A 25112-nucleotide genomic window follows, 5' to 3' on the forward strand; every position below is an offset into this window, starting at 1 on the left:
CAAATCATCTAGATCTCACTGAAATCTACTTGAAAAATCATAAGATAAAACCTAGCCTGAGTATATTGGGTTAGGTTTTTTCTTATGCGTATCTTTCAACGAATTCACAATAAATTGAACTGGTCGAATCGCCGTTATGCGACTTTGATCATTAGTATGCTGGCTGTGGGTTATTTGGCTTCGGCAATCTACCACACGTATAAGCCTTTGCCGGAAGGTCTGAATTACACGGGCAAACTGCGTCATGCCGAAGTCAAGTTTCTGGCCGATCAGACTTATCTGGATGCCGAAGGAAAACAGCATTTAGATCATCGCATTTTTAATGAAATGCTGAAAATGATTGAAGAGGCCAAATCGCTGATTGTGCTGGATATGTTTTTATTTAATCAGCAAACCGGTGCATCTACGCAGCAGCATCAGGCATTGAGTCAACAACTGAGCGATGCTTTAATCAGTAAACGTCTGCTGCAGCCTGAGGTAGAAATCAAATTTATTACCGATCCGATCAATTCGGTCTATGGTGGAATTAGATCCGAGCAGTATCGGGAATTGCGTCAGCACGGTATTGATGTGATTGAAACCAATCTGACGCCGTTGCGGGCTTCCAATCCAAGCTGGTCCGGCTTCTGGTATATCTGTTGCCAGGGCATTGGCAATAATCCGGAAACAGGCTGGTTGCCGAATCCATTTGGAACAGAAAAAATTACCCTGCGCAGTTATTTTGATTTGTTTAACTTTAAAGCCAATCATCGCAAAACTATGGTGGTGGATACCGATCAAGGCTGGAAAGCACTGGTCACATCCATGAATCCGCATGATGGCAGTTCACGGCATTCCAATATTGGTTTATTGGTCTGGGGGAGCACAGCTGTGGATATTTTGAAAACAGAACTGTCTGTGGGCATGATGTCACAAGCGAATATGCCAGCCATTGTCGCTGGGGATTTTCAGGCAGAATCTACCCAGCCACAGGTGCAGGTACTGACGGAAAAAGCCATTTATGACGCAATTCTGAATCTGATCCAGACGGCAAAGAAAAATGAACAGATTGATCTGGCGATGTTTTATCTGTCTGAACGCAAGATTATTAAGAGCCTGATTGCGGCGCATGAACGCGGGGTTAAAGTTCGGGTTCTACTTGACCCAAATAAAGATGCTTTCGGTCGTGAGAAAAACGGGATTCCAAACCGGCAGGTGGCTTCGGAACTGCATAAAGCGGGTATAAATGTGCGCTGGTGTCATACCCAAGGCGAGCAATGTCATAGCAAAATGCTGATAAAACGCAATGCGCAACAAGCTGAAATGATTTTGGGCTCGGCCAATTTCACCGCACGTAATCTGAAAAACTATAATCTGGAAACCAATATGCGTCTGCTGGGTCAGTCTCAGGCCGAAGTTTTCAGGGATGCCCAGCAATATTTTGAGGGTGCATGGTCAAATCTGAATGGCCGTTCTATGAGCGTGGACTATACGCAATATGCAGAAAACTCGTTCTTTAAATATTGGCTGTATCGCTTTATGGAATGGAGCGGCTGGTCGACGTTTTGATTTTAAATCCCTCCTGACCTCCCTTTTTAAAAAGGGAGGAAAGTCCCTCTTTGAAAAAGAGGGATTTAGGGAGATTTTTTATTATCAGCTTTTTGATTCAGGATTCGGCGGAACCAGCTGATCCAGCTCTTTATCCGTTAATTGATCCAGCTCAGAAATATCGGTTTTAATTTTCCATTGCGCTTCATCATCGACCGGATTTGGTAGACGCGCTTCTAACCAGTCACAAACCACATCTGGCGGAAAATCTGCGTGATTACACTGGATCACCCAAGACAGAAAATCTTTGGCTACACCATTCATATATGGCGGTGGCGAAACTGGAAGGAACTGAGTTGGAAGACGTTCATTTTTAGAAATATAGTTCAGGACATGACCTAGCTCTTGCACAGTTTGCCAAGCCAGCGGATGATCTACATTGATCTGAAACTTAAACCACCATGCCTGTTTGCCATCTGAACCATAGCTATCAATCCGTTCTTTCTGAACACTCGGCACTTTAGAAAAATATTCATGTAAACGATCGAAATTTAAATCAGACACAGTATTCAACTCGAAACATTAAAAAAGTAATTTTAGCATAAAGCAGCAGTCTGCCGACGCGCCTGTCAGATTGAAAATAGGCAAGCGCATTACAAAAAATTGCAGCTCTGGCGGCCGTATCCATATTTTCTGCATCTATTTTGTTTAAAATATAAGCAGATTATTCGGAGGAAGCTCAAATGAGAATCGTACTATCGAGTGCAATATTCGCTGCATTGCTATTGGGAGCTTCTGCACAGAGTATGGCTGGCAATGCCTGGGTGGGTTATAGTGGTGTAGATCGATCTGTACCGAATTATCGCAGCGCCCCACGATCTTATGATCCACCACGGCAGCATTATTCGCAACGTCCGCTGCCACCAAGACCACATTACCCGCAACGACCATCACATTGGGGCTATCCACCTGCACAGAGTCAAAGTGGATTAAATATTCAGTATCAGGCACCGACCACCATTTATCAAAATTCGAATAGTTATAGCTGGGTCAATGGTGATCCGAATGTTGCCCGGATTGAAAGTTCGAGATATACGGTAATTACCGATTGGCAGCGTATCGGCTTGCCTGCACCGCCACGTGGCAGCTACTGGATTTATGAAAATGGACGCTATGTGCTGGTGCCGAATCGTTAAACTGCTCTAAATTCTGAACGGATAATTCAGTAATAAGCGTAAATAACTCAAAAAGACCAAAATAGTTCCCTCTCCTGTGAGGAGAGGGCTAGGGAGAGGTTGCTTGAGATAAATAGTCCTAAACCCTGAATGAGGCTTAAGTGTTGCTTTAAGCTGAAGTGCAAAAAAGAGGGCTTAAAAGACTATGCCAATTCATCATCTTCTGGGCGCGGTGTTTTGCCAAGGGGTAATGGCTTTTCACTATGTTTGTCACGGATCACGGATGGATAGGTCCATGAGGCATAGCGCACCACTAATATCGCAAAGGCTAGAATCAGAATTGAACCGGTAATAATCACCAGATCCATGCTGGCTTTATGCGTGTGTTGAATATCCGCAATCAGCAAACGGGTTAGTGCAGTAATGGCAATATAAATCAGGAAGCGTACCGGCATATGGTTGGTCTTAAAATAGATACCAACCATGGCACCCAGTTCCAGATAAATAAACAATAAAAGAATGTCATCAATGGTGGCGAACTGTTTGACGGTCAGAATGTCAATGACGGTATGGCCAGCGGACCAGATCACCATACAGCCAATAATAAACAGCGCAATATAATGAAAGCTTTCTACAGCAAGATTACCAAGACGGTCGAGGAGGGCTTCAAATTTTTCAATTTTCGGACGTGATTTAGACATATTATCCTCCTGATTTTTCATGTGAAATAAAAGATAGTTGTAGAATAACGTGCAAAGATCATGCACAGAATGATTGAATGAAAAATAAAGATTAAATTATTTGGTGGTGTTTCAAAAAGTATGCTGGCATTAAACGAATCCATTATTGATATAAAAGAACACTAAATCAAAGGCTTTGAAATGATTTTCAAGCTTTTTGGAGAAGTTGCAGCTTCTCCTAAAGCCTCGCCTGATTCGATGCCGTAATCGACAATTATTGCCTTCTATACCCACAGTGAAAAATTTACCAATCAACTGTTTGCATTCTTTAAAGGTCGTAACAAAGCTATCCCAATGGTCACTTGATATACATGTATAGCTTACACCTAACTGCTTCAATTTTAATTTAAGTCGTTTTGCAGTGGCTAAATCTCGGTTACCCCATACATAAGCAACAATTTCACCTGTTTCTCGATGATAGGCATAAATTAGCCATTGTTTATTTTGCTTATGACCAACAAAAGTCCAAAACTCATCTACTTCAAGGGTTTCATAATGACTTTGCTGTGCTCGAAGTTGATATTTTGATTGGCTAAGTGTCCGTAGAACTTTACCGATACTTACTCTTTCAATTTCTGCTATATCCCTGACACCACTGCCTCGCACCATGAGGTGTAATATTTTGGTTTTGATACCTGAGTGACAGCCTTGATAACTGAGAGCATGATCACCAATAAATTGACGTCTGCATATTTTACATTGGTAATTTTGCTTACCATCTACTTTTGTGCCATTTTTCTTTATACTGTCACTTAGGCAGGCTGGACACTTGATTTCTAGAGTTATTCGCATTTCTCTATTTTATCAAAATCCAACCTGCTTTTTTTCAGCATACTTTTTGAAACACCACCAATTATTTGAACTTTTGCGCTTTTTTTAGACTAAATTGCTATATTGTATGGGTGGTATATTGAATAAATAGGAGAAAAAAGTGTTAGATAAAATTCAAACAAAAATTAGCCAATTAGAAGCCGGAAAAAAATTAATCCTCGGCGTAGGCATTAAGGCTGAAGATATGCAAAAGGTGGTGGAACTCTGCGAGTCTTTAGAGTCTGAGGGGAATATCAAAATTGTGAATAAACATCTGAATCCGAAGAGCAATAATCAACCGGATACCTTGCTGATTCAAAAAGTTTAATTATTGCATTTTCATAAAAAAACGCCTGCTGAAGCAGGCGTTTTTTATTGCAGATTTTCAGCTTAAGCTTGAGTCGTGAAATAATCTTCAGAGAAGTTCATGATGACGTCAGAACCTGATTTCACTTTAGTAATGCGTAATGCCAGTTCAGGCAGAATGCGTTGCACAAAATAACGTGCCAAAGCGAGTTTGTTCTGATAGAAATCACCCTCTTTATTTTTCGCTGCATTAGCAATGCGCGCAAACATATAAGAGAAGCTCAACAGACCTACAGCGTGCAGATAGTCAACTGCGGTTGCATTCGGGAAGTCATGGCTTTCTCGTGCTGCTTCCAGAATGTACTGAGTCACCGATTCAACTTCAGTTGCTGCATCCAGTGTGGCATCTTTAATAAAGTTTAGATCCGCATCCAGACTATTGGCAAAGTCACGGATTTCAGAGATATATTCAGAGATATATTCGCCGCCACATTTAATGGTTTTGCGGCCGATCAAGTCTTGTGACTGTACACCGTTGGTGCCTTCATAGATCTGGGAAATACGTAGGTCACGGATACATTGCTCCAAGCCCCATTCACGGATATAGCCATGACCACCGAAGACCATTTGTGCATCTAGGGTCGCCTGGAATGCGGTATCCGTTAAATACGCTTTCGCGATTGGTGTTAATAGCGCAACGCGGTCATTGGCTTTTTTCACCGCTTCAGGATCAGTAGAGAATTTGGTGATATCCAGTTGCTGACCTACATAAACTGCAAAGGCACGCGAAGCTTCGTTATTGGCACGTACATTCAGCAGCATACGGCGTACATCACCATGCACCAGAATGCTATCCGCAGGTTTGCTTGGTGACTGAACGCCAGCCGCACTACGACCCTGTAAACGGTCTGTGGCATATTGCGCAGCGTTTTGATAAGCGAATTCAGAAGCACCTAGGCCTTGAATACCCATCGACAGACGTTCGTAGTTCATCATCACGAACATCGCAGCGAGACCTTCGTTTTCTTTACCAACGAGGTAACCTTTGGCACCGTCAAAGTTCATGACACAAGTCGCAGATGCCTTGATCCCCATCTTGTGTTCGATTGAACCTGGGCCGACCGGATTACGCTCGCCGATAGAACCATCTTCATTGACCAAGAATTTCGGTACGATGAACAGAGAAATACCACGAGAGCCAGCAGGGGCATCTGGGGTTTTCGCTAGAACGAGGTGAATAATATTTTCCGCCAGGTCATGATCACCACCCGTGATGAAAATCTTGGTGCCGCTGATGCTATAAGTGCCGTCTTCGTTACGTTCAGCTTTGGTTTTGATAATACCCAAATCAGTACCGGCATGTGGTTCGGTTAAGCACATGGTGCCTGACCACTCACCCGAATAAATTTTAGGTAAATAGGTTTCTTTTTGTGCTTGTGAAGCATAGCTGTTCAGCGCCATGCCCGCACCAACAGAAAGCAATGGATACAGCATGAAAGACGGGTTGGTGGCAAACAGCATTTCATCAGAAAGTACCGTTAGCATTTTCGGCATTTCCTGGCCGCCCCATTCCATATCTGCGCCCAGACCAATCCAGCCACCTTCTGCATATTGTTTGAACGCTTCTTTAAAGCCAGCAGGTGTGGTCACATTACTATTTTCAATTTTTGCGCCTTCTTCATCGCCGGTACGGTTCAGAGGAAGCATGACGTTTTGAGAAAATTTTGCCATTTCTTCAAGAATCGCTTCTGCTGTCGCAGCATCCAGATGCGCTAGATTTTCATTGGCCTGCCAGAATTGTTCTGCATTGAAGACATCGTTCAGGATGAATTTCATATCGGCAAGTGGCGCGTTATAAATTGGCATGGTGTGTCACCTGTTTATTGTTTGATTAAATGAGTTTTAATCAGTCTAAAACACTCAAAATCTGAATGTTAGACGACTAAAGGTTAATTCTGTAACTCTTTATAAAGAAAAAGGACTGCCTGTTGATTGACCGTCCTTTTTCTGAAATGTAGCTAGTCTGAGACTAACTTAGAATGCAAAGTGTTCCGCATCCAGGTTCATCAATGGCTCTACACCTGTCGCAATCACTTCAACGTGTGAACGAACGCGTGGCAGGATTTTCTTGAAGTAGAAGCGTGCTGTCGTCACTTTGGCATTGTAGAAATCAACCTCAGTGGTGCCCGCAGCCAGTTGCTCTTGAGCAACCAATGCCATACGTGCCCATAGGAAAGCTAGAGTGACATAACCAGAGAAGTACAGGTAATCGACTGCAGCCGCACCCACTTCTTCAGGGTTTTGCATCGCGCGCATACCAATCTGCATGGTCAGATCGCCCCATTCTTTGTTCAAGGCAGCCAATGGTTCAACGAATTCTTTCATTGCAGCATTGTCTTTGTGCGCTTCAGCAAATTTATGGATGATCTTGGTGAAGTCTTTCAACATTGCACCTTGCGTACCCAATACTTTACGGCCTAACAAGTCTAGTGCCTGAATTTCAGTGGTACCTTCGTACAAGCAGGCGATACGTGTATCACGTACGATCTGCTCCATACCGTGCTCAGAAATAAAGCCGTGACCACCAAATACCTGTACACCGTGTTTCGCAGCTTCAGAACCAGTTTCAGTCAGGAACGCTTTTGCGATTGGTGTCAGCAATGACAGGATGTTGTCTGCAAATTTACGGTCTGCTTCTTCTGCAGCATGTTCAACTACGTCAGCATATTGTGCTAACAGGTAAACCAGTGCACGACCACCTTCTGCATATGCTTTTTGAGTTAAAAGCATGTTACGTACCGCAGGATGCACAATGATTGGATCTGCTTCTTTTTCAGGTGCTTTAGGACCAGAAAGAGAGCGCATTGCCAGACGATCTTTTGCGTATGCAAGCGCGCCTTGGAATGAACCTTCAGATGCTGCAAGACCTTGAACTGCTGTACCGATACGTGCTGTGTTCATGAACGTGAACATGCAGTTCAAGCCGCGGTTTTCAGGTCCAATCAGGAAGCCTTTAGCATTGTCAAAGTTGATGACACAAGTCGCGTTACCATGAATACCCATCTTGTGTTCGATCGAACCACAACGTACACCGTTACGCTCGCCAATAGAACCGTCAGCATTTAGGTTGAATTTTGGCACGATGAATAATGAGATACCTTTGGTACCTTTCGGTGCACCTGGCAGGCGAGCAAGTACGATATGGATAATGTTCTCTGCCATGTCGTGTTCACCAGCAGAGATAAAGATTTTCTCGCCAGAGATTGCATAGCTACCGTCCGCTTGTGGTTCAGCTTTGGTACGGATAATACCCAGGTCAGAACCCGCATGGGATTCAGTTAAGCACATGGTACCCGTCCACTCACCTGAAACCAGTTTAGGCAGGTAAGCGTCTTTTTGTTCAGCTGAACCATGATGTTCTAAAGTACGAACCGCACCGTGAGACAGGCCAGGGTACATGCCCCATGCCCAGTTCGCAGTACCCACCATTTCAGAAATCGCGATACCTAAAGAGTTCGGTAAGCCTTGACCGCCGTATTGTTCTTCAGCAGAAAGAGAAGGGAAGCCAAGCTCGATGTATTTTTGGTACGCTTCTTTAAAGCCAGTCGGAGTCGTAACAACGCCGTCATTCCAGGTACAGCCTTCACGGTCACCGGTCTGGTTGATCGGAGACAATTCGTTTTCACAGAAGTCGGCCGCAGCTTCTAAGTACTGATCTACCAGCTCACGGCTTACGTTTTCTTGGAATGCAGGGAGATTTGCATAGTGTTGTTCAGCATTTAATAATTCATGCAACACAAATTGCATATCACGTAAAGGCGCTTTGTATTGTGGCATATCGGTTTCCTCAATACTGGTTGAACCAGCGTTATAATCTTAGATGAACTAAAACCTGTCTTCACTGACACGGTTTGGAATGATCTAATCGTGCAACAACTTCCCCTGCGGTACAAGCTTTTCGGGGTGTTTTCTTGGTGACTGTAAAGTCAAAGATTAATCTGCATGTAACATTAAATGTCTTGAGTATAAAGACTTTAGCCATATTTTATAGGAAAGGAATAGTCAACTGTATGCATGAAAGAGCACGCAATAAAAAAGCACCCGAAGGTGCTAGTCGTGAAGCCTTGATTCCTATGCATTAATAGGCAGAGGCTGTAGGCTGGAAGCGAACATGACATTTGCCATTGATGGTTTGTTCACCCATCTTGATCTGTGCAGCAGTCCCGTCTTTTTTGCCTTGACAGGCTTGCAGCATGGCTTGTTGATGTGCCTGACGTTGAGCGAGGCGCTGATCAAACTGTTTGGTCAATTCTGCACGTTTGGCATCAGTCAAGACTTCACCGTGCATCAGGCCTCTACGCATATCGGCACGCATTGGATGATGTTCAGCTTTCATGCCACGATGTTCGCCGCGATGGCTTTTCATCTCTTTATGATCTGCTTTAAAGACCATCTTGCAGGTGCCGTCTATGGTTTTATCGCCACTCTTGACCTGAATGGCTGAACCCACAGCTTTATTGTCACAAGCTTGTTGAAGCTGTTTGGCAAACTGCATGCGTTCTGCACGCTTTGCCTTAAACTGCTCACGCTGTTCAGGAGTTAGATGCTGTTTTTTGCCTTCATGATGTTTCATCATGTGGGGATGATCGTTATTTGGGACATTGCTGGTGGATTGACAGGCAGTCAACGCACCCATTGATAAAACACTGGCACTGATGAATGCTATTTTTGTCATGGTTTGCATATGATTAATCCCGTTAAAGGTCTGATTCTTTTGATCGTTAAAGATTAAACAATAAAGATGTAGAAACAATGAAGGGTTTTTTGATGCAGTGTTCGCTACAATAATGAATATAGAAGAAAAATTGAGATTTCTATTTTGAACATTCGCCGCATTCCCATTGCATTACGTCTATTTTTGACCGTGCTGTTGACCACGCTGGTCATTACCACGGTGAGTCTGGGTGTATTGCATCTGAATATGCAGCGTAATTTTGCCCGCTATGTCGCCGATGTCGAAATGCAAAAGCTGGATTATGTGATTGAAAATCTGGCAGATGTCTATGCAGTTTATCAGGACTGGGGCAATGCGATTCAGGCACAGATTCTCCAGATGGAAGGTGAAGCCGCACCGGATGATTATGACCGATTATCACGCTGGTGGCTGCGCCGTCAGTATGATATTGCCTTGCAGCAGCGTTATTTTCAGGAACAGACCCTGGCTCAAGTGGCACCGAGTATGGTGGATCCACAGTTGCCACAACGTCAGGTCAATGAAGAAGAATTACGTTTGTTAGCATCTAATTTGCCCTCCCAGTTTCAGCCTTTTGAAGGCTTGAAATTTCCGCTCAGTTCCAATCAGAATCTGTTTAGAACTGATCGCAAAAATGGTGAGCAGCCAGCACAGCAACCGACTGGCAAGAAACAGTTTATCCGGATGCCGGACCGTCTTGGCCTCAGTTCACGTCTCTCACTGTATGATGCCAAGCGTCGTTTCGTAGTGGGTGAGGCTTCAGATGAACAGATTTCTTATCGCCCGATTATGGTGAATAATCAGATTGTCGGCTATTTGGGCTTAAAACCGGTTCTGGATCAGGATGATGCCTTAAGTATCAATTTCTTCAGTAACCAGAAGCGTTATTTATTTCTGGTCTATGCACTCAGTATTTTAGCGAGTCTAATTGCTTCCCTATTATTGGCGACTTATTTCAAAAAGCCGATTCAACGTCTGCTCAATGGTACGCGTGCCTTGACTCAGGGAAATTATCAATATCAGGTTAAAGTGAACCGGAATGATGAACTGGGTGATTTATCCAATGAATTAAATGTATTGGCGGTGATTCTGGATCAGCATGAAACCTCGCGCCGTCAGTGGGTGGCAGATACCTCGCATGAATTAAAAACGCCATTGGCAGTGTTGCAGGCACAGATTGAAGCGATGCAGGATGGGATTCGTAAACCAACACCTGAACATTTTTCTTCCATGCTGGCTCAGGTGAACAGCCTGAAAAAACTGACCCAAGATCTGGCCGCGCTGGCACAGGTCGATGCCCAGCAATTGCAATTCTATTTCTCGACGGTGAATCCGTGGGAGGTTGTGCAGCAGGAACTCATTAACTTCCAGCCGAACTTTGAACAGGCTGAATTAGTGGTTACTGCAGATGGCGAAGGGACTGATTTAAATCTGGATCTAGATCGTTTTAAACAGATTGTGGCGAACTTGCTGAGTAACAGTATTCGCTATACTGAAGCAGGCGGGCAAGTGCATATTCACACCACGCAAGATGATAAAGAATGGACCTTATATGTCGATGATAGTCCGTTTGGCCTGACTGATGAACAACTGACGCGTATTGGTGAGCGTTTCTACCGTGTCGATGATTCGCGTACCCGGGCGACTGGCGGAACCGGACTGGGTTTGGCATTATCATGTAAAATTACACAGGCGCTGGGCGGCAGCTTAAGCTTTGCACATTCACCACTGGGTGGTTTACGATGCAAGCTGAGCTTTCCTAAACAAGTGAAACCATAAAGGAAATATATTGATGAAACATGTCATGCTGGTTGAAGATGAAATCGAACTTGCACAGTTGGTGCGAGACTATCTGGAAGCTGCTGGTTTTGAGGTCAGTATGTTTCATGATGGGCAGGAAGCATATAACAGTTTTACCCAGCGTAAACCGAGTCTGATGATTTTGGACTTGATGGTACCACGTATGGATGGCCTGACCATTTGCCGTAAAGTCCGTGAACAGTCGGATTTACCGATTATTATGGTGACCGCGCGTACTGAAGAAATTGACCGGGTATTGGGTCTGAATATGGGTGCTGATGATTATCTCTGTAAACCGTTTAGCCCGAAGGAACTGGTCGCGCGTGTACAGGCTGTGTTACGTCGTCTGGACCGTAAATCAGAACCGGAAAGCAATGATTTATTCCGCATGGACAAATCACAACAGCGCATCTGGTACCAGCAAAAAGCCTTGAATTTAACGCCAACTGAATTCCGTTTGCTGGAGTTATTCCTAGAACATGTCGGACAGGTATATTCACGTGCACAATTGCTGGATCATATTAATCCGGACAGTTTTGATGTGGCTGACCGTGTCATTGACAGTCATATCAAGAATTTGCGCCGTAAGATTTCAGATGCGGCTGAAACCGGCAACCGTCATGAGTGGATTCAGGCGGTGTATGGGGTCGGTTACCGTTTTGAATATCCTGAAGACTGATTAAGTTTTTAATGTTTAAGAGAAGCGAATAGGTGAGAACTTATTCGCTTTTTTTATATCTGAAAATGATAAATATAAGAGGGCTAAAAATAATGAATATCATGATTCGAGACGAGCAAATAAATGACATTCAGGCAATTGAAGAATTAACAAAAGCCGCTTTTAAAAACATTGAATATTCAAGTCATACTGAACATTTTATTATCAATGTATTAAGGGAAAATCATCAATTGACATTATCGTTAGTCGCTCTTGAAAATAATATTGTTGTTGGGCATATTGCCGTGTCTCCCGTATCAATGTCTTCGGGTGCAGCAGGGTGGTTTGGATTAGGCCCTATTTCAGTTTTGCCTCATTATCAAGGTTTAGGCATTGGTTCAAGGCTTATACATGCAGCATTGGACAGACTGAAAGCATTGAATGCAAAAGGCTGTGTGCTATTAGGCGATCCTAAGTATTATGCTCGTTTTGGTTTTCAACCCATTGCCGATTTAATTTTGGAAAATGTACTAGCTGAATATTTTCAAGCGATCAGTTTTGATGGGGCTTTTCCGAAAGCCCAGGTATTTTATGATGAAGCATTTAATGCAACTAAATAACTGACGATATATTGAATAATTCTGATAATGGATCTTAAAATTTTTATATACATCATTCCTATAAACAAGGTAAAAACCTATCGTACTGTTTTAAGTAGCTCAATTCGCTGCCGATCGACTTTTTTTAACTTTAATAGTACTAACTCATAAGAATTCAGCACTAAATCTTCAATCAAAGCTTCGTCCAGATTTTCATCCTCATAAACTGAAACCCAGTGCTGTTTATTCATATGCCAACCAGCACGAATATAGGGATAAATATCCCGCAGCATTGCACCGTGATCAGGCTCAACTTTTAAATTAATGACAGCTTTGCCTTGCAAATGAAAAGTCAGCATAAAGACTTTATCCATAACTTTAAATACATCACAACCCTCACCAAAAGGCTGAGTGACAGTGACCTCAGGCAGTTTTAAAGCAGCTTGGGCAGCAAGAGTATGTAAGGTCATAAGCTATGGATAAATCATCATAAAACTGTGAATAATGTTTAAATTATCCACAGTTTTTATTTTGGATGTGAATAAATTAAGAAGAACAGCTGACCATTACTTCTGGCACGTCACTTGGCAATGGTGCTAAATCTTCAGGCTGTTCCAGATCTGGCTGTTTCTGATAAGGCTGACTGAGTAATTTAAACAGACGGTCTACTTCAGAAAAATCATCCCGCTCTGCTAGTTCAATGGCTTTCTGTGCCATATGATTCCGCAGAATATAATGCGGATTGGCCAGTTGCATGGCGGCATCCAATTCTTCTATATCCTGGTGTTCACGGATAGATCCATATTGCGCCAGGAATGCTTCAAACTGGCGTCGGTCCAGACAATCATCTTTAATGGCTTCATAGTCTTTATTTTGCAGACGGATAAAACTCTGGGTGTAGTCCAGTTGTTCACTTTGCAAAATTCGCAGAAAGGCCATTGCGCAGTCAAAACTGTCTTTATGGAAACTTGGCAAGCCCATTTTCTGGTTTAAACCATGTTTATAATGTTCCAAGAAGGTTGGCTCATAGTGCTCCAGACATGCAGCTAAATCCTGTTTCCATTGTTCTTTGTCATAATCGGTAGGGCAGAGCGGCACCAGATTATTTAACCATTGCCATAAATTCCAATGCCCAATACTCGGCTGCTGCTGATAGGTATAACGACCTTGATAATCCGAGTGGTTATTGATCCAGTTCGGACGGAAGCGCTCCATAAAGCCATAAGGACCAAAGTCCAAAGTTGAACCGGTAATATTCAGGTTGTCAGTATTCATCACGCCATGTGCAAAACCAACCAGTTGCCATTTGGCAATCATCACCGCAGTGCGCTGAATAACTTTTGTGGCAAAGCTCAGAATCGGCTGTTCGGCTTGCAGGCATTCTGGATAATGCCATTCGATACATTTCTGGATAAATTCAGCTAGTAGATCTGGCTGATACTGATTGATCCATTCAAAATGGCCGAAACGGATATGACAGTCTGAAGTACGCAACATCATCGCGCCCGGCTCTAGCTTCTCACGCTGAATACCTTGGATTGATGAAGTAAAACCAACTGCATTACTGGATGCTACACCTAAAGCATTTAAGGCATGACCTGCCAGATACTCACGAATGACTGAACGCAGTACTGCACGACCATCGCCCATGCGTGAATAAGGGGTTGCACCAGCACCTTTTAAATGCAGGTCAATGGTCTGATTATTTTTATCCAGAATTTGCGCAATCAACAACCCGCGACCATCTCCCAACTGTCCTGCCCATTGTCCAAACTGATGACCTGCATAGACCATAGCCAAGGGTTCAAATTCAGTAAAAACTTTCTGACCACTACAAATCTCGACCCATTGCGCCTTGTCTTCATCCGACCATTGCAGTTGCTCTGCTAAAGCTGCATTAAAATGTCCGGCTTTCGCACCTTTTAACGGCAGCGGAACTTGATGGTGATAGAGGCGGGCGGGCAGTGTTTGATAGCGAGAGTTAAAATACATGGCATCAGTACAGGATTGGAATAAATTTACTATAACAAAGATAGCTGTATAAAACTGTTGTATAAGCGAGAGTTCACGTTATCTTTCGGACATAAAAAAAGCCCCAATCGGGGCTTTAGTGTTCAACAGCTTTTATTGAGAAACTGCAGATTTTTTCAAATTACGAACCAGTAGATTCAAGGTTTGACGATGATGAGAAAGACGCTGTTCAACCAGCTGGAATTCAACTTTCAGCTTGTCATCCATCTGATGGATTTTTTCAGCCATCGATGCTTTCTTGACCTGAATTTCCTGTTCTTTCAGCTTCGCCCAGTCATTTAAAGTTTGGGTAAATGCATCATATTCCTGTGCGATCTTGGTTTTTACCGCCGAGATATCTTCAGAAACATCATGGCCATATACCGCAAGATCCTGTTCAGCATATTTAAACTTCATTGCCAATTCCGCTTTTTTGATATTAAAGCTAGGAATGCGGCGCAAGTTTTTAGCTAAACCAAGTTTAGAACAAGTCCAGATCAACCATTTAGTTGGATCGTATTGCCACCATTTTACGCCGTTACGGTAATCGTATTGGAAAATGTGGTGATAGTTATGATAACCCTCACCCCAAGTTGCAATCGCGAGTACGAAGTTGTCACGTGCAGTATTTTCGTCGGTATAAGGACGATTTCCCCACATGTGGCACAGTGAGTTAATGAAGAAGGTCACATGATGGCTCAGGATTAAACGCATTAATCCACCCAGCAGCAACACGCCCCAGACATCGCCGACTGCCCAGCCAATTGGAAGTAAAATTGCAGCATGAACAGCAATCACTAAAGGAACGTAGTATTTGTCCTGAAACATTACCACTTTGTCTTTTAACAGGTCTGGCGCATTTTTATAGTTGGCAGCACCAGATGGATAATCACGTAACATCCAGCCAATATGTGCATACCAGAAGCCTTTATTGATCGAGTACGGGTCTTGATCAACATCATCGACATGGCGGTGATGGGTACGGTGACCAGATGCCCAGAATAAAATACTGTTCTGTACAGCAAATGTACCCATAATCATCAAGATGATTTTTAATGGTAAAGTGGCTTCATAAGCACGATGTGCCCACAGGCGATGGTATCCTGCTGTAATGCCGAGGCTGCTTACGCCCAGTAAAACAAACATACTGATCCAAGCGGCAGCGCTAAAATCATGGTGATACGCATACAACGGAATCGCGATCAGGGCTACAATCGGTAAAAATACCAATGCAAACACAGCAATCCAGTTGATGGGGGCTTTGGGTAAGGGAGCATTCATCTCCAACAGCACTCCTAGAACCTCGGAAGGTATAACAAAAAGCAGAAACTACTGTTGGTTTTAACAGCAGCCTATCTTGTCCATATTAGCATGTGCCCTAAGGCATCACTAGCATTATTGTACGGTTGTATTGTACTTGTCGGTAACAGAATAAGTAGGGCAGAAGTGACCATTTTGCGAGCGTAGACAGGCTCTGATTTCCGACTAAGTGACTGAGGATTATCACTCTTTCAGAAAATTGAAACCGAATGAATCGGAGGAAAATCATTGTTCATAATTTCTACAATATTATTAGGGAATTTGCAGAATATACGTGTTGGGCAACTTAAGCTCACTTTCAAATAAAATCTGATTAAGGAACATTCACACTTTCATTATTGTATTGTCGAAATGAACGGGATCAAGAAATACCGAGATCAATCAAGGCTAAGAGAGATTATTTAGAGTTGTTGTAGCATCAATTTTGGATAGTCTGTAATCATTCCCTGAATGCCCCAGTCTCGCAGCTGTTTGGCACGGGTGACATCATTGACTGTCCAGACACTGATATTCAACTCGGCAGCCTGCGTGGCCTGAATCAGGTCTTTACTGGCCAGTTCATCCATCCAGCCAATATGACAGCATCCCAGTTCCAGCGCCTGATCAATGGCATGATGTTTAACATCGGTTTCAATCAATAAACCACGTTTTAAACGTGAGTTTTGCTGTTTGAAAGCATCCAGAATTTTGGCATCAAAGCTGGTAATAATAGCTGCCTGCTCATAGCCTTGTAACTGCTGTTCGACTTCAAACGCGATTTTTTCAGCTGCTGCTTCAGATGCTACGCTTTTAATTTCGACTTCAATATGCTCGAAATTTCGAATAACATTTAAGGTTTGATCGAGCAGTGGAGTGGCTTCGATTTTATTCCATTCTGACCATTTGACTGCATGGTTATATTGGCACAGATCCTGACGGTTACACTCGTATAGATGCTTCTGCAAACCGGTGGTGCGCACAAAGTCGTCATCATGCATGATGATTAAGGCGTTGTCTTTGAGCTGACGGACATCAAACTCAACGGCGCGAATGCCGATCTCCTGAATATATTGAAAACCGCCCAAGGTATTTTCAGGGGCTTCACCACGTGCACCACGATGACCAATTATGCGCATAAGATGCTCATGAGTGGGAAAGTTAAGTTCATTTTGTGAGGGCTACGTGACAGAAGGATGACACTTTCTATTTTCGTCAGATGCTCTGTAAAATCAAGAGACATCTGACGTGTATTTTTAGATGCTAACTTGAAACATAATTTTACTTTTCGATGCTGTCATTGATATTTTTTTGCCACAGCACTTCGGAACCGCCTTCAGCGCGTTGCAGGGTGCGTGATGCTACAAATAACCAGTCCGATAAACGGTTAAGTAGTTGCAATGACGCTGCCTGAATATTTTGGTCACGGTGATGTACCGACATTACGCTGCGTTCTGCACGACGGCAGACTGCACGAGCCTGATGGGCAAAGCTGCACACCAGCGTTCCGGCAGGCAGAATAAAGTCTTTTAACATCGGCAACGCTTCATTCATGCGGTCGATATCATTTTCCAAAAACTCAATTGATACCGGTTGCACCAGATTAAAACCTGGAATACAGACTTCACCGCCCAGATCAAATAACCAGTGTTGGATCAGGCTTAAAGATTTATCCCAAGTGGCTTTATCTTCAATTGTGCTTGCTGAAATTTGTGCACGTAAAACGCCAATCACAGCATTCAGTTCATCGACATCACCCAGCGCGGTAATGCGCAAGTCATCTTTGGCTACACGTGAACCATCACCGAGTCCTGTGGTACCTGAATCGCCTGTGCGGGTGTAGATTTTGCTTAAACGGTGGCCCATATGTGTTCCTTGAATTTTTAATGAAGATAATAAAAAAGGATAATGTCGGTCATAACATTATCCATAAACTGCGCTGTTTTGAAGTTTTTGTTGTTATGCGGGTTTTAGTAGCGGAAAGTTACGCCTGCTGAAGCGAAGCGACCGCCATTAATGTACCAATCTTCTGGTGAGTTGTCCCAAGAGCTAGCAGCTTTATAGACTTCTCGATATTGCACATCGCCAATGTTCTGAATATTAGTAAATACTTTAACCGTTGGGTTAATATTCCAATAAGCATTGAAATCGACGGTTGCATAACCTGGAACTTTTACACTATTTGCGCTATTACTTGCATTTGAGTGCGAACGTGCAATTAACGACGTACTAATGCCATAGACTGGATTTTCTAATCCAGTAGTTAATGTGAATGTCTGTTTAGGTCGGTAAGCAATCTCTAAACCAGTTGCCTCATTTTCTGTTTTAACATATGCATACCCAGTTGTTAGGAATAAATCATCTTTTTTCCATTTTAGTGCAACCTCACCACCTGTGAAGTGTGCCTCATCAACATTTTGATTCCTGCTATTGCTATAGACAATTAGATTATCAACATTAGTACGATAAACAGAAAGGTTTGCGATTAAATTGTTGGTAATACCGTAATCTAAACCGAGTTCATAAGAGATGCTTTCTTCAGGTTCTAAATTCTCATTACCGCCCCATTGAGAATAGAGTTCATTCAGGGTTGGAGCACGGAACGCACTGCCAATATTGGCATAAACGCTTGCATTAGGCAGGAAATGATAGCGAATAGCACCTTGACCTACTGTGTGGCTTCCAAAAAGCTCATTGTCTTCTACACGTAGCCCAACTTGGGTGTCAAACAGTTCATTTTTAAATTGGTGTTGTAGATAATAACCTGTACTTGCTACGCTTTGATCTTGGTTTTTGATTGAACTTGTTTTGTAGTTGGCGTCATTATAAGTTGCACCAACTAAAATGTTTTGATTTGGTGTGAATTTCCATTTCAGGTTTAAATCACTTTGGTTGTTTTCAGTGTTGTACTGTGTGAAATATGATGGAACATCTTGCTTGTCTTGAACGTTTGCAAAATGAGCGCCTAAAATTAAATTTTGCAGAATATTGTAATCAACTTTTGCATTAATGACACGATTTACAAAATTACGAGGAGCTGTATTGGTAATGTAGTTATTACTGAAAATACTGGTTCCTTTATTTTCACTAATCGAAGCAGAGGCATCAATCTGATTTTCCTGGAAATAGCCTACTTTAGCATTGTAGCCTTTTTGATCGTAGCTGGCATTGTCGCTTTTATCTTGGCTTTCAAAAATGCGAGTTCCATCACTTTCTAAGCGTTGTCCACCTACTTGAGCGTAGAATCCTTGATCTGTGACTAAATCTGCTTTTAGAATGGCTTTATAAGTATTGTTTTCACCATAGATGCCAGTTAATTCTGCACCAGACTTCACAGGTTTTTTTGAAATAAGTTGAACTACACCACCAATTGCATCACTACCATATTGAACGGAAGCTGGGCCTTTCAAAATTTCAATTTGTTGAACATCCGACGTATCTAAATATGCCGGATAAAGTGGACCAAGCTCATTTTGGCTATTTAAGCGAGCACCATCTTTTAATACTAGGGTATGTACGGCTTTAGTTCCACGTAGTCCAATTTCTGAAATTTGCCCCATACCCCCGCTTTGTTTCACATAAACAGAAGGGTCTTGTTGGATTAAGTCAGATAAATTGAGAGCAGGATTCTTTTTTATCGCATTTTGATCAATTACATTAATCCGCGCAGGCACATTGCCAATTTTTTCTTCAGAACGTGTCGCGGTAACGACTAAAGTATCTAAAGATGCATTTACAACATTAGAACTGTCTTGTGCAGATACAGACGTAGAGAAACCCATTGCAAGCGCAATTGCGCCCACTAAAGCAGTAGGCTGAAAAAGAGTAGACATGACTTTGCTCCATACATTCACCCCACGTGAATGATTGAGTTAAGGGCACAACAAGCAGGTCTCCGGACTACAATGTGCCAAGCATCTTCTAATTTATGATTGCTTCGCTGTATATCCACCTTCCCATATTGTTCATACAGTGGTGTAAATCATAAGATTTAAATCGATATACGTTTCATGGTTACCGTTGCGGGGGCAGTGTTGGACTTTCACCAACTTCCCTAAAGCTCAAAGCTAGAACTCGTTGCATTTGCGCGAAGTATAAAGTCTGTTCAGCATTTAAACAACGGAAATGTAGAATAATCCGCCTGAACTTCACTCAACCTCTGAAAATTGCATTACAATGTTTCGCCCTAATATATGATTTTGTTTGTAAGAACAGATAATTTAAAAGTCACATACAGCAAGATCAGCAAAATGAAGATTGAAAATCAGGATTAGAGTTCAAAACGATGCGTACCCGTACCAAAATTTGCGGAATCACGCGAATTCAAGATATAAACAGTGTGGTACATGCGGGTGCAGATGCAATTGGCTTGGTGTTTTATCCTCCAAGTCCGCGCCATGTGAACATTGAACAAGCACAATGCTTGCTGCAAAACATTCCCGCTTATGTGCAAGTGGTCGGTTTATTTGTCAATGCAACGGCAGAAGAAATTGCCGCTGTATTGAAACAAGTACCTTTAGATATTCTGCAGTTTCATGGCGATGAAACACCGTTGCAATGTCAGCAAATAGCAGAGCAAGTTGGACGTCGATGGTACAAAGCCATTCAGGTCAAACCAGATTTAAATGTTTTGGATGCAATAAAAAGCTATCAACAAGCAGGTGCAAGCGCAGTATTATTAGACGCGTGGCATCCTGAATTGAAAGGTGGTACAGGACACAGTTTTGACTGGTCAAAATTCCCCAAACTCGATATTCCTTTAATTTTGGCGGGTGGTTTAAACCCTGAAAATATTGAAGATGCAATTCAGACGACTCAAGCCTATGCTGTTGATGTCAGTGGCGGAGTGGAGTCTGCAAAAGGTATTAAAGACCAACAACTCATAGAACGCTTTATGCAAGGAGTCCATCGTGGATCAGCAAAGTACTAGCCAGAACAGTCAGGCAGTTGACTATACCCAATTCCCGGATGAACGCGGGCATTTCGGTATTCATGGCGGACGTTTTGTGTCAGAAACACTCATGGCGGCTTTAGAAGACTTGGAAAAGCTCTATTTCCGTATGAAAGATGATGCGCAGTTTTTGGCAGAATTTGACCGTGACATGGCGTTTTACGTCGGTCGTCCGAGTCCTTTATATCATGCTGAACGATGGTCGAAAGAGTTGGGTGGCGCACAGATTTACCTGAAACGTGAAGACCTGAACCATACCGGTTCGCACAAAGTAAATAATACAATCGGTCAGGCTTTGCTGGCGAAGCTTTCCGGCAAGAAACGTATTATTGCCGAAACAGGGGCAGGCCAGCACGGTGTAGCAACGGCAACGATTGCAGCACGTTTAGGTCTTGAATGCGTAGTATTTATGGGCGCAGACGATGTAAAACGTCAGGCGATGAACGTCTACCGTATGCGTTTATTAGGTGCGACGGTTGTGCCGGTAGAAAGTGGCTCTAAAACCTTAAAAGATGCCATGAATGAAGCCATGCGTGATTGGGTGACCAATGTTGATTCAACCTATTATGTGATTGGTACTGTGGCAGGTCCACACCCATATCCACAGTTGGTTCGTGATTTCCAGTCGATCATTGGTCGTGAAGCACGCCGTCAGATTCTGGAACAGGCTGGCCGTCTGCCAGATGCACTGGTAGCATGTGTCGGTGGTGGATCCAATGCAATGGGCTTGTTCTATCCATTCCTGAACGATCAAGACGTGAAAATGTACGGCGTTGAAGCAGCAGGTCATGGGATTGAATCAGGCAAGCACTCTGCGCCGTTGAATGCCGGTCATGTCGGTGTCCTGCATGGTAACCGAACTTACCTGATGTCGGATGCACAAGGCCAGATCATCGAAACCCATTCAATTTCTGCAGGTCTGGATTATCCGGGTGTGGGTCCGGAACATAGTTTCCTGAAAGATATGTATCGCGTGAAATACGTACCGATCAATGACCAGGAAGCTTTACAGGGTTTCCGCGACTTGACCAAGATTGAAGGCATTATTCCGGCGTTAGAAAGCGCACATGCTATGGCTTATGTCACTAAACTTGCACCGACCATGGATAAAGATCAAATTATTATTGCGACGGTTTCAGGTCGTGGTGATAAAGATTTGATGACTGTGGCACGCATTGATGGCGTAGAAATGGTTGAGATGTAAGTTCCTTAAAGTCCTCTCCTTATAGGAGAGGGTTTGGGAGAGGGTAAGTTAAAAAATCGTGCTAAGTTTTCTTAGCACGATTTTTTATTGAGTAGATTTTGAAAAAATATGCCTGGATGGCGTTAAGAGAACTCACCTTGCGCACGCTCTTTGGCCCACTCACGTAAAACAAATTTCTGCAATTTTCCGGTCGAAGTTTTTGGAATTTCGGTAATCACCACATCCTTAGGCACTTTAAAACGGGCCAGATGTTCACGGCAGAATTCCATAATTTCTTCTTCCGAAGCTGTTATTCCTTCTTTGAGTTCGATAAAGGCACAAGGAACTTCCTGCCAGCGTGGATCAGGCTTTGCGACTACCGCCGCAGTCAGCACTGCCGGATGCTGATACAGCACTTCTTCCACTTCAAGAGATGAAATATTTTCCCCGCCGGAAATAATCACATCTTTGGAACGGTCGGTAATTTTTGCATAGCCATCCGGTTGGCATACCGCCAGATCCCCCGTATGGAACCAGCCACCAGCAAAGGCTTCTGCTGTCGCCTCAGGATTTTTCAGATAACCTTTCATCACGATATTGCCACGGAACATGATTTCACCCATGGTCTGACCATCATGTGGCACTTCCTGCATGGTATCCGGATCAAGCACTTTCATGCCATCTTGCAATGGATACGGGACGCCTTGACGGGAGTGCAACTGTGCCTGTTCCTGAATAGACAGATCGCTCCAGCCTGCCTGTGAAGCGCAGAGTGCAGAAGGGCCATAGGTTTCAGTCAAGCCGTAAACATGCGTGACATTAATGCCGATATTGCGCATGCCTTCAATAATTGCTGCTGGAGGTGCGGCACCCGCCACCATCACTTCGACACGATGATCAATTTTGGTCTTTTTCTCTTCAGGTGCGTTAATCAGCATTGACAAGACAATTGGTGCACCGCAGAAGTAATCGACTTTATGTTCGGCAATCAGTTTAAAGATCAGTTCAGCATCAACTTTACGCAAGCAAACGTTGGTTCCACCGTTGGCCGCCATGGTCCAGGCAAAGCACCAGCCATTACAGTGGAATAGCGGCAGTGTCCATAAATAGGTGGCACGTGGTGTCATGCCACAGGCAATAATATTACTGGCTGCGTTAATGTAGGCACCACGATGATGATAGACCACGCCTTTCGGGTTGCCGGTGGTCCCAGAAGTGTAACTTAAGCTGATGGCATCCCATTCATCTTGAGGTAAATGCCATTCAAAGTTTGCATCGCCTTGCGCAATCCAGTCTTCATATTCGATTTGGCCAATACGCTGGTCTTCACCTTCAAACTCTGCATCAGCCACATCAATCACATAAATGTCTTGTGATACCAGGGCAAGCGCTTCAGTGGCAAGTGCAGTAAATTCAGGATCAACCAATAATACTTTGCTTTCGGCATGCTCCAGCATAAAGGCAAGTGTCTTGGCATCCAGGCGGGTATTTAAGGTGTTGAGGACGGCACCTGCCATTGGTACAGCAAAATGCGCTTCGATCATGGCAGGGACGTTAGGCAGTAGAACAGACACGGTATCATTTTTACCGATGCCTAATTTTTGGAGTTGGTTGGCAAACTGACGACAACGGTTGTATTTTTCACGCCAAGTGATCCGGCGCTTACCGTGAATAATCGCGTTCTGATTTGGATAGATATAAGCTGCACGATCAAGATAGCGTAAAGGCGATAAGGCTACAAAATTCGCGGGGGTACGCGGTAATTCATCATATGCGCTAACCATTGTAAAACTCCGTTCTATATTTATTTTCATATCCTGTTGAAAAGATATGTATTTCTCAGAAATCTTGCATTTATGCTTTAGTCGAGTACGATTTTACAAATTTTAAGTATTTGAATAGTAATAAAAATATTTCACCCTGCTTAAATGTTTTGAACGCATGGGTTCCCAAGTTTGATTTTTTAGGTATTTTACTCTAATTGAATCATTAAAATAATATGAGCCAGAGAATAATAATGAAAATACAACAGGCGGATAAAATTTGGCGAAATTGGTCAGGGAGCCAGTTCAGTACTGCTCGGATTGTTCAGCCCATCCAGATCAGTGAATTACAAAGTTTAGTGAAGACCCATGCACACATTCGTGCAGTGGGTGCAGGACATTCCTTTAGCCCCTTGGCCAAGACAGATGAGGTGTTGCTTAATCTCGATCAGTTCAAAGGTGTGGTTGCCTTTGATCAAGAGAAAACACAGTGCACCGTGTACGCCGGTACGCGTTTATATGATTTGGGGAAAGATCTGACACCGATCAATCAGGCCTTAATCAATCAGGGCGATATAGACCAGCAAAGTCTGGCCGGAGCGATTTCGACTGGAACGCATGGCACGGGCATCGATTTACCTTGCATATCCGCTTTCGTGGAAGGCTTTGAATTGCTGACCGCAGATGGCGAGCTGTTGCAATGTCATCGTCAGCAGAATACCGAAATATTTCAGGCTGGACGGGTGGCATTGGGCAGCTTGGGTATATTGACCCAAATCACCCTGCAAAATCGTCCCAGATATAAACTAAAAGAACAGATTCGGCTCTGTTCATTAAAAGACATATTTACTCATATTGATCAATGGAAACATCAGCACCGGCATATTGAATTTTGGGCTTTTTTACATGCCGATCAAGTGATGCTGAAAACTCTGGATGAAACGGATGCAACCATTCAGCCGAGAACAGAGAGCTGGCCTTCGGAAGATATTTTATTGACTCTATGTTCGGAATTGACGCGACTCTTCCCAAAGACAAATCCCTATCTGCAAAAACTGCTCGGCGTATTTGTCAAACCGACTCGTTATGTAGACTGTTCATCCAGAATTTTTCCAACTCCGCGTAAAACCAGATTTAATGAAATGGAATATCAGGTTCCGGTTGAGTTTGGCTTGCAGTGTCTGGACGAGATTCTGCATGTTTTATGCAAACACCAAGTGCCGATGTTTTTCCCGATCGAGTTTCGTTATGTCAAAGGCGATGAGATCTGGCTAAGTCCTTTTTATCAGCGTGATTCGGTCTCCATTTCGATTCATCAATTTTATAAACAGGATTACCACGCGATCTTTGATCTGGTCGAGCCGATTTTACAGAAATATCAGGGACGACCGCATTGGGGCAAGTTACATAGTATGAGCGCAGCCTCGCTGCGCGAACTCTACCCGAAATGGGATAATTTCATGGTGCTACGTCAGCAATTGGATCCACAGCAAAAATGGCTGAATCCATATTTAAAAGAATTGTTTTTATCTGGGAAATGA

22 protein-coding genes and 1 riboswitch are annotated in these 25112 nt (G+C 43.2%); of the genes, 9 read left to right on the forward strand and 13 right to left on the reverse strand.

Annotation, left to right across the window (positions count from 1 at the left end; all coding sequences use genetic code 11):
* Window positions 1-84 precede the first annotated feature (84 nt).
* Complete coding sequence (locus tag I6L24_RS06495) at window positions 85-1548, forward strand: phospholipase D-like domain-containing protein (protein ID WP_216986534.1); 1464 nt, start codon at window positions 85-87, stop codon at window positions 1546-1548.
* A gap of 84 nt (window positions 1549-1632) precedes the next feature.
* Here I6L24_RS06495 and I6L24_RS06500 read toward each other — a convergent pair whose 3' ends face one another.
* A complete protein-coding gene (locus I6L24_RS06500) occupies window positions 1633-2091 on the reverse strand; it encodes a hypothetical protein (RefSeq protein ID WP_004278314.1) in 459 nt (152 codons plus the stop codon).
* A gap of 179 nt (window positions 2092-2270) precedes the next feature.
* Between I6L24_RS06500 and I6L24_RS06505 the strand changes: the two genes are divergently transcribed.
* A complete protein-coding gene (locus I6L24_RS06505; protein ID WP_216986535.1) occupies window positions 2271-2723 on the forward strand; it encodes an RcnB family protein in 453 nt (150 codons plus the stop codon).
* Between the two features lie 182 nt (window positions 2724-2905).
* Here I6L24_RS06505 and I6L24_RS06510 read toward each other — a convergent pair whose 3' ends face one another.
* Together I6L24_RS06510 and I6L24_RS06515 are read right to left on the reverse strand one after the other, a co-directional pair.
* Complete coding sequence (locus I6L24_RS06510) at window positions 2906-3403, reverse strand: phosphate-starvation-inducible protein PsiE (protein WP_004647497.1); 498 nt, start codon at window positions 3401-3403, stop codon at window positions 2906-2908.
* Between the two features lie 129 nt (window positions 3404-3532).
* Window positions 3533-4234 carry an IS1 family transposase gene (locus I6L24_RS06515; protein WP_004282341.1) on the reverse strand — a complete coding sequence of 234 codons (702 nt, stop codon included), beginning with the start codon at window positions 4232-4234 and terminating at the stop codon, window positions 3533-3535.
* A 139-nt stretch (window positions 4235-4373) separates the two neighbouring features.
* Between I6L24_RS06515 and I6L24_RS06520 the strand changes: the two genes are divergently transcribed.
* On the forward strand, window positions 4374-4580 hold the full coding sequence (locus I6L24_RS06520) for a hypothetical protein (RefSeq protein WP_004278311.1): 207 nt from the start codon (window positions 4374-4376) through the stop codon (window positions 4578-4580).
* Between the two features lie 62 nt (window positions 4581-4642).
* Here I6L24_RS06520 and I6L24_RS06525 read toward each other — a convergent pair whose 3' ends face one another.
* From I6L24_RS06525 to I6L24_RS06535, 3 genes are all read right to left on the reverse strand, one after another.
* On the reverse strand, window positions 4643-6424 hold the full coding sequence (locus I6L24_RS06525; protein ID WP_216986536.1) for an acyl-CoA dehydrogenase C-terminal domain-containing protein: 1782 nt from the start codon (window positions 6422-6424) through the stop codon (window positions 4643-4645).
* Between the two features lie 168 nt (window positions 6425-6592).
* Window positions 6593-8395, reverse strand: coding sequence for an acyl-CoA dehydrogenase C-terminal domain-containing protein (locus I6L24_RS06530; protein WP_216986537.1), 1803 nt, complete (start codon window positions 8393-8395; stop codon window positions 6593-6595).
* Window positions 8396-8696: 301 nt separating this feature from the next.
* Window positions 8697-9302, reverse strand: a complete 606-nt coding sequence (locus tag I6L24_RS06535; RefSeq protein ID WP_216986538.1) for a hypothetical protein — start codon at window positions 9300-9302, stop codon at window positions 8697-8699.
* Between the two features lie 135 nt (window positions 9303-9437).
* Here I6L24_RS06535 and baeS point away from each other — a divergent pair, with 135 nt between their 5' ends.
* The 3 genes from baeS to I6L24_RS06550 all read left to right on the forward strand — a co-directional run bounded on the left by baeS (window position 9438) and on the right by I6L24_RS06550 (window position 12389).
* Entirely contained in the window at window positions 9438-11090 is a 1653-nt protein-coding gene (gene baeS, locus I6L24_RS06540) for a sensor histidine kinase efflux regulator BaeS (RefSeq protein WP_216986539.1), read from the forward strand.
* 13 nt (window positions 11091-11103) lie between these two features.
* On the forward strand, window positions 11104-11790 hold the full coding sequence (locus I6L24_RS06545; RefSeq protein ID WP_004278304.1) for a response regulator: 687 nt from the start codon (window positions 11104-11106) through the stop codon (window positions 11788-11790).
* Between the two features lie 92 nt (window positions 11791-11882).
* Window positions 11883-12389 (forward strand): GNAT family N-acetyltransferase, encoded by a 507-nt coding sequence (locus I6L24_RS06550; RefSeq protein ID WP_216986540.1) that lies wholly within the window; start codon window positions 11883-11885, stop codon window positions 12387-12389.
* A 77-nt stretch (window positions 12390-12466) separates the two neighbouring features.
* Here I6L24_RS06550 and I6L24_RS06555 read toward each other — a convergent pair whose 3' ends face one another.
* From I6L24_RS06555 to I6L24_RS06580, 6 genes are all read right to left on the reverse strand, one after another.
* Entirely contained in the window at window positions 12467-12838 is a 372-nt protein-coding gene (locus tag I6L24_RS06555; RefSeq protein WP_216986541.1) for an MmcQ/YjbR family DNA-binding protein, read from the reverse strand.
* Window positions 12839-12914: 76 nt separating this feature from the next.
* A complete protein-coding gene (locus I6L24_RS06560; protein WP_005103296.1) occupies window positions 12915-14360 on the reverse strand; it encodes a protein adenylyltransferase SelO in 1446 nt (481 codons plus the stop codon).
* Between the two features lie 132 nt (window positions 14361-14492).
* On the reverse strand, window positions 14493-15659 hold the full coding sequence (locus I6L24_RS06565; RefSeq protein WP_216986542.1) for an acyl-CoA desaturase: 1167 nt from the start codon (window positions 15657-15659) through the stop codon (window positions 14493-14495).
* A gap of 440 nt (window positions 15660-16099) precedes the next feature.
* Entirely contained in the window at window positions 16100-16813 is a 714-nt protein-coding gene (locus I6L24_RS06570) for a glycerophosphodiester phosphodiesterase (RefSeq protein WP_216986543.1), read from the reverse strand.
* 142 nt (window positions 16814-16955) lie between these two features.
* On the reverse strand, window positions 16956-17540 hold the full coding sequence (locus I6L24_RS06575) for a cob(I)yrinic acid a,c-diamide adenosyltransferase (protein WP_216986544.1): 585 nt from the start codon (window positions 17538-17540) through the stop codon (window positions 16956-16958).
* A gap of 104 nt (window positions 17541-17644) precedes the next feature.
* Complete coding sequence (locus I6L24_RS06580; RefSeq protein ID WP_216986545.1) at window positions 17645-19507, reverse strand: TonB-dependent receptor plug domain-containing protein; 1863 nt, start codon at window positions 19505-19507, stop codon at window positions 17645-17647.
* A 36-nt stretch (window positions 19508-19543) separates the two neighbouring features.
* Window positions 19544-19767, reverse strand: a riboswitch (cobalamin riboswitch).
* A 192-nt stretch (window positions 19768-19959) separates the two neighbouring features.
* Here I6L24_RS06580 and I6L24_RS06585 point away from each other — a divergent pair.
* Both I6L24_RS06585 and trpB read left to right on the forward strand, forming a co-directional pair.
* Window positions 19960-20604, forward strand: coding sequence for a phosphoribosylanthranilate isomerase (locus I6L24_RS06585; RefSeq protein WP_216986546.1), 645 nt, complete (start codon window positions 19960-19962; stop codon window positions 20602-20604).
* Window positions 20585-21829: a tryptophan synthase subunit beta gene (trpB, locus tag I6L24_RS06590; protein ID WP_138743083.1), complete on the forward strand. Its 1245-nt coding sequence runs from the start codon at window positions 20585-20587 to the stop codon at window positions 21827-21829. The genes I6L24_RS06585 and trpB overlap by 20 nt, the downstream gene beginning before the upstream one ends.
* A 122-nt stretch (window positions 21830-21951) precedes the next feature.
* On the opposite strand, the gene I6L24_RS06595 is transcribed toward trpB, so the two are convergent.
* Entirely contained in the window at window positions 21952-23592 is a 1641-nt protein-coding gene (locus tag I6L24_RS06595) for an acyl-CoA synthetase (protein ID WP_216986547.1), read from the reverse strand.
* Between the two features lie 233 nt (window positions 23593-23825).
* On the opposite strand from I6L24_RS06595, the gene I6L24_RS06600 reads away from it, so the two are divergent.
* Window positions 23826-25112 (forward strand): D-arabinono-1,4-lactone oxidase, encoded by a 1287-nt coding sequence (locus I6L24_RS06600; protein WP_216986548.1) that lies wholly within the window; start codon window positions 23826-23828, stop codon window positions 25110-25112.

The sequence above is a fragment of the Acinetobacter lwoffii genome (assembly GCF_019048525.1).
GTDB classification, from domain to species: domain Bacteria; phylum Pseudomonadota; class Gammaproteobacteria; order Pseudomonadales; family Moraxellaceae; genus Acinetobacter; species Acinetobacter lwoffii_K.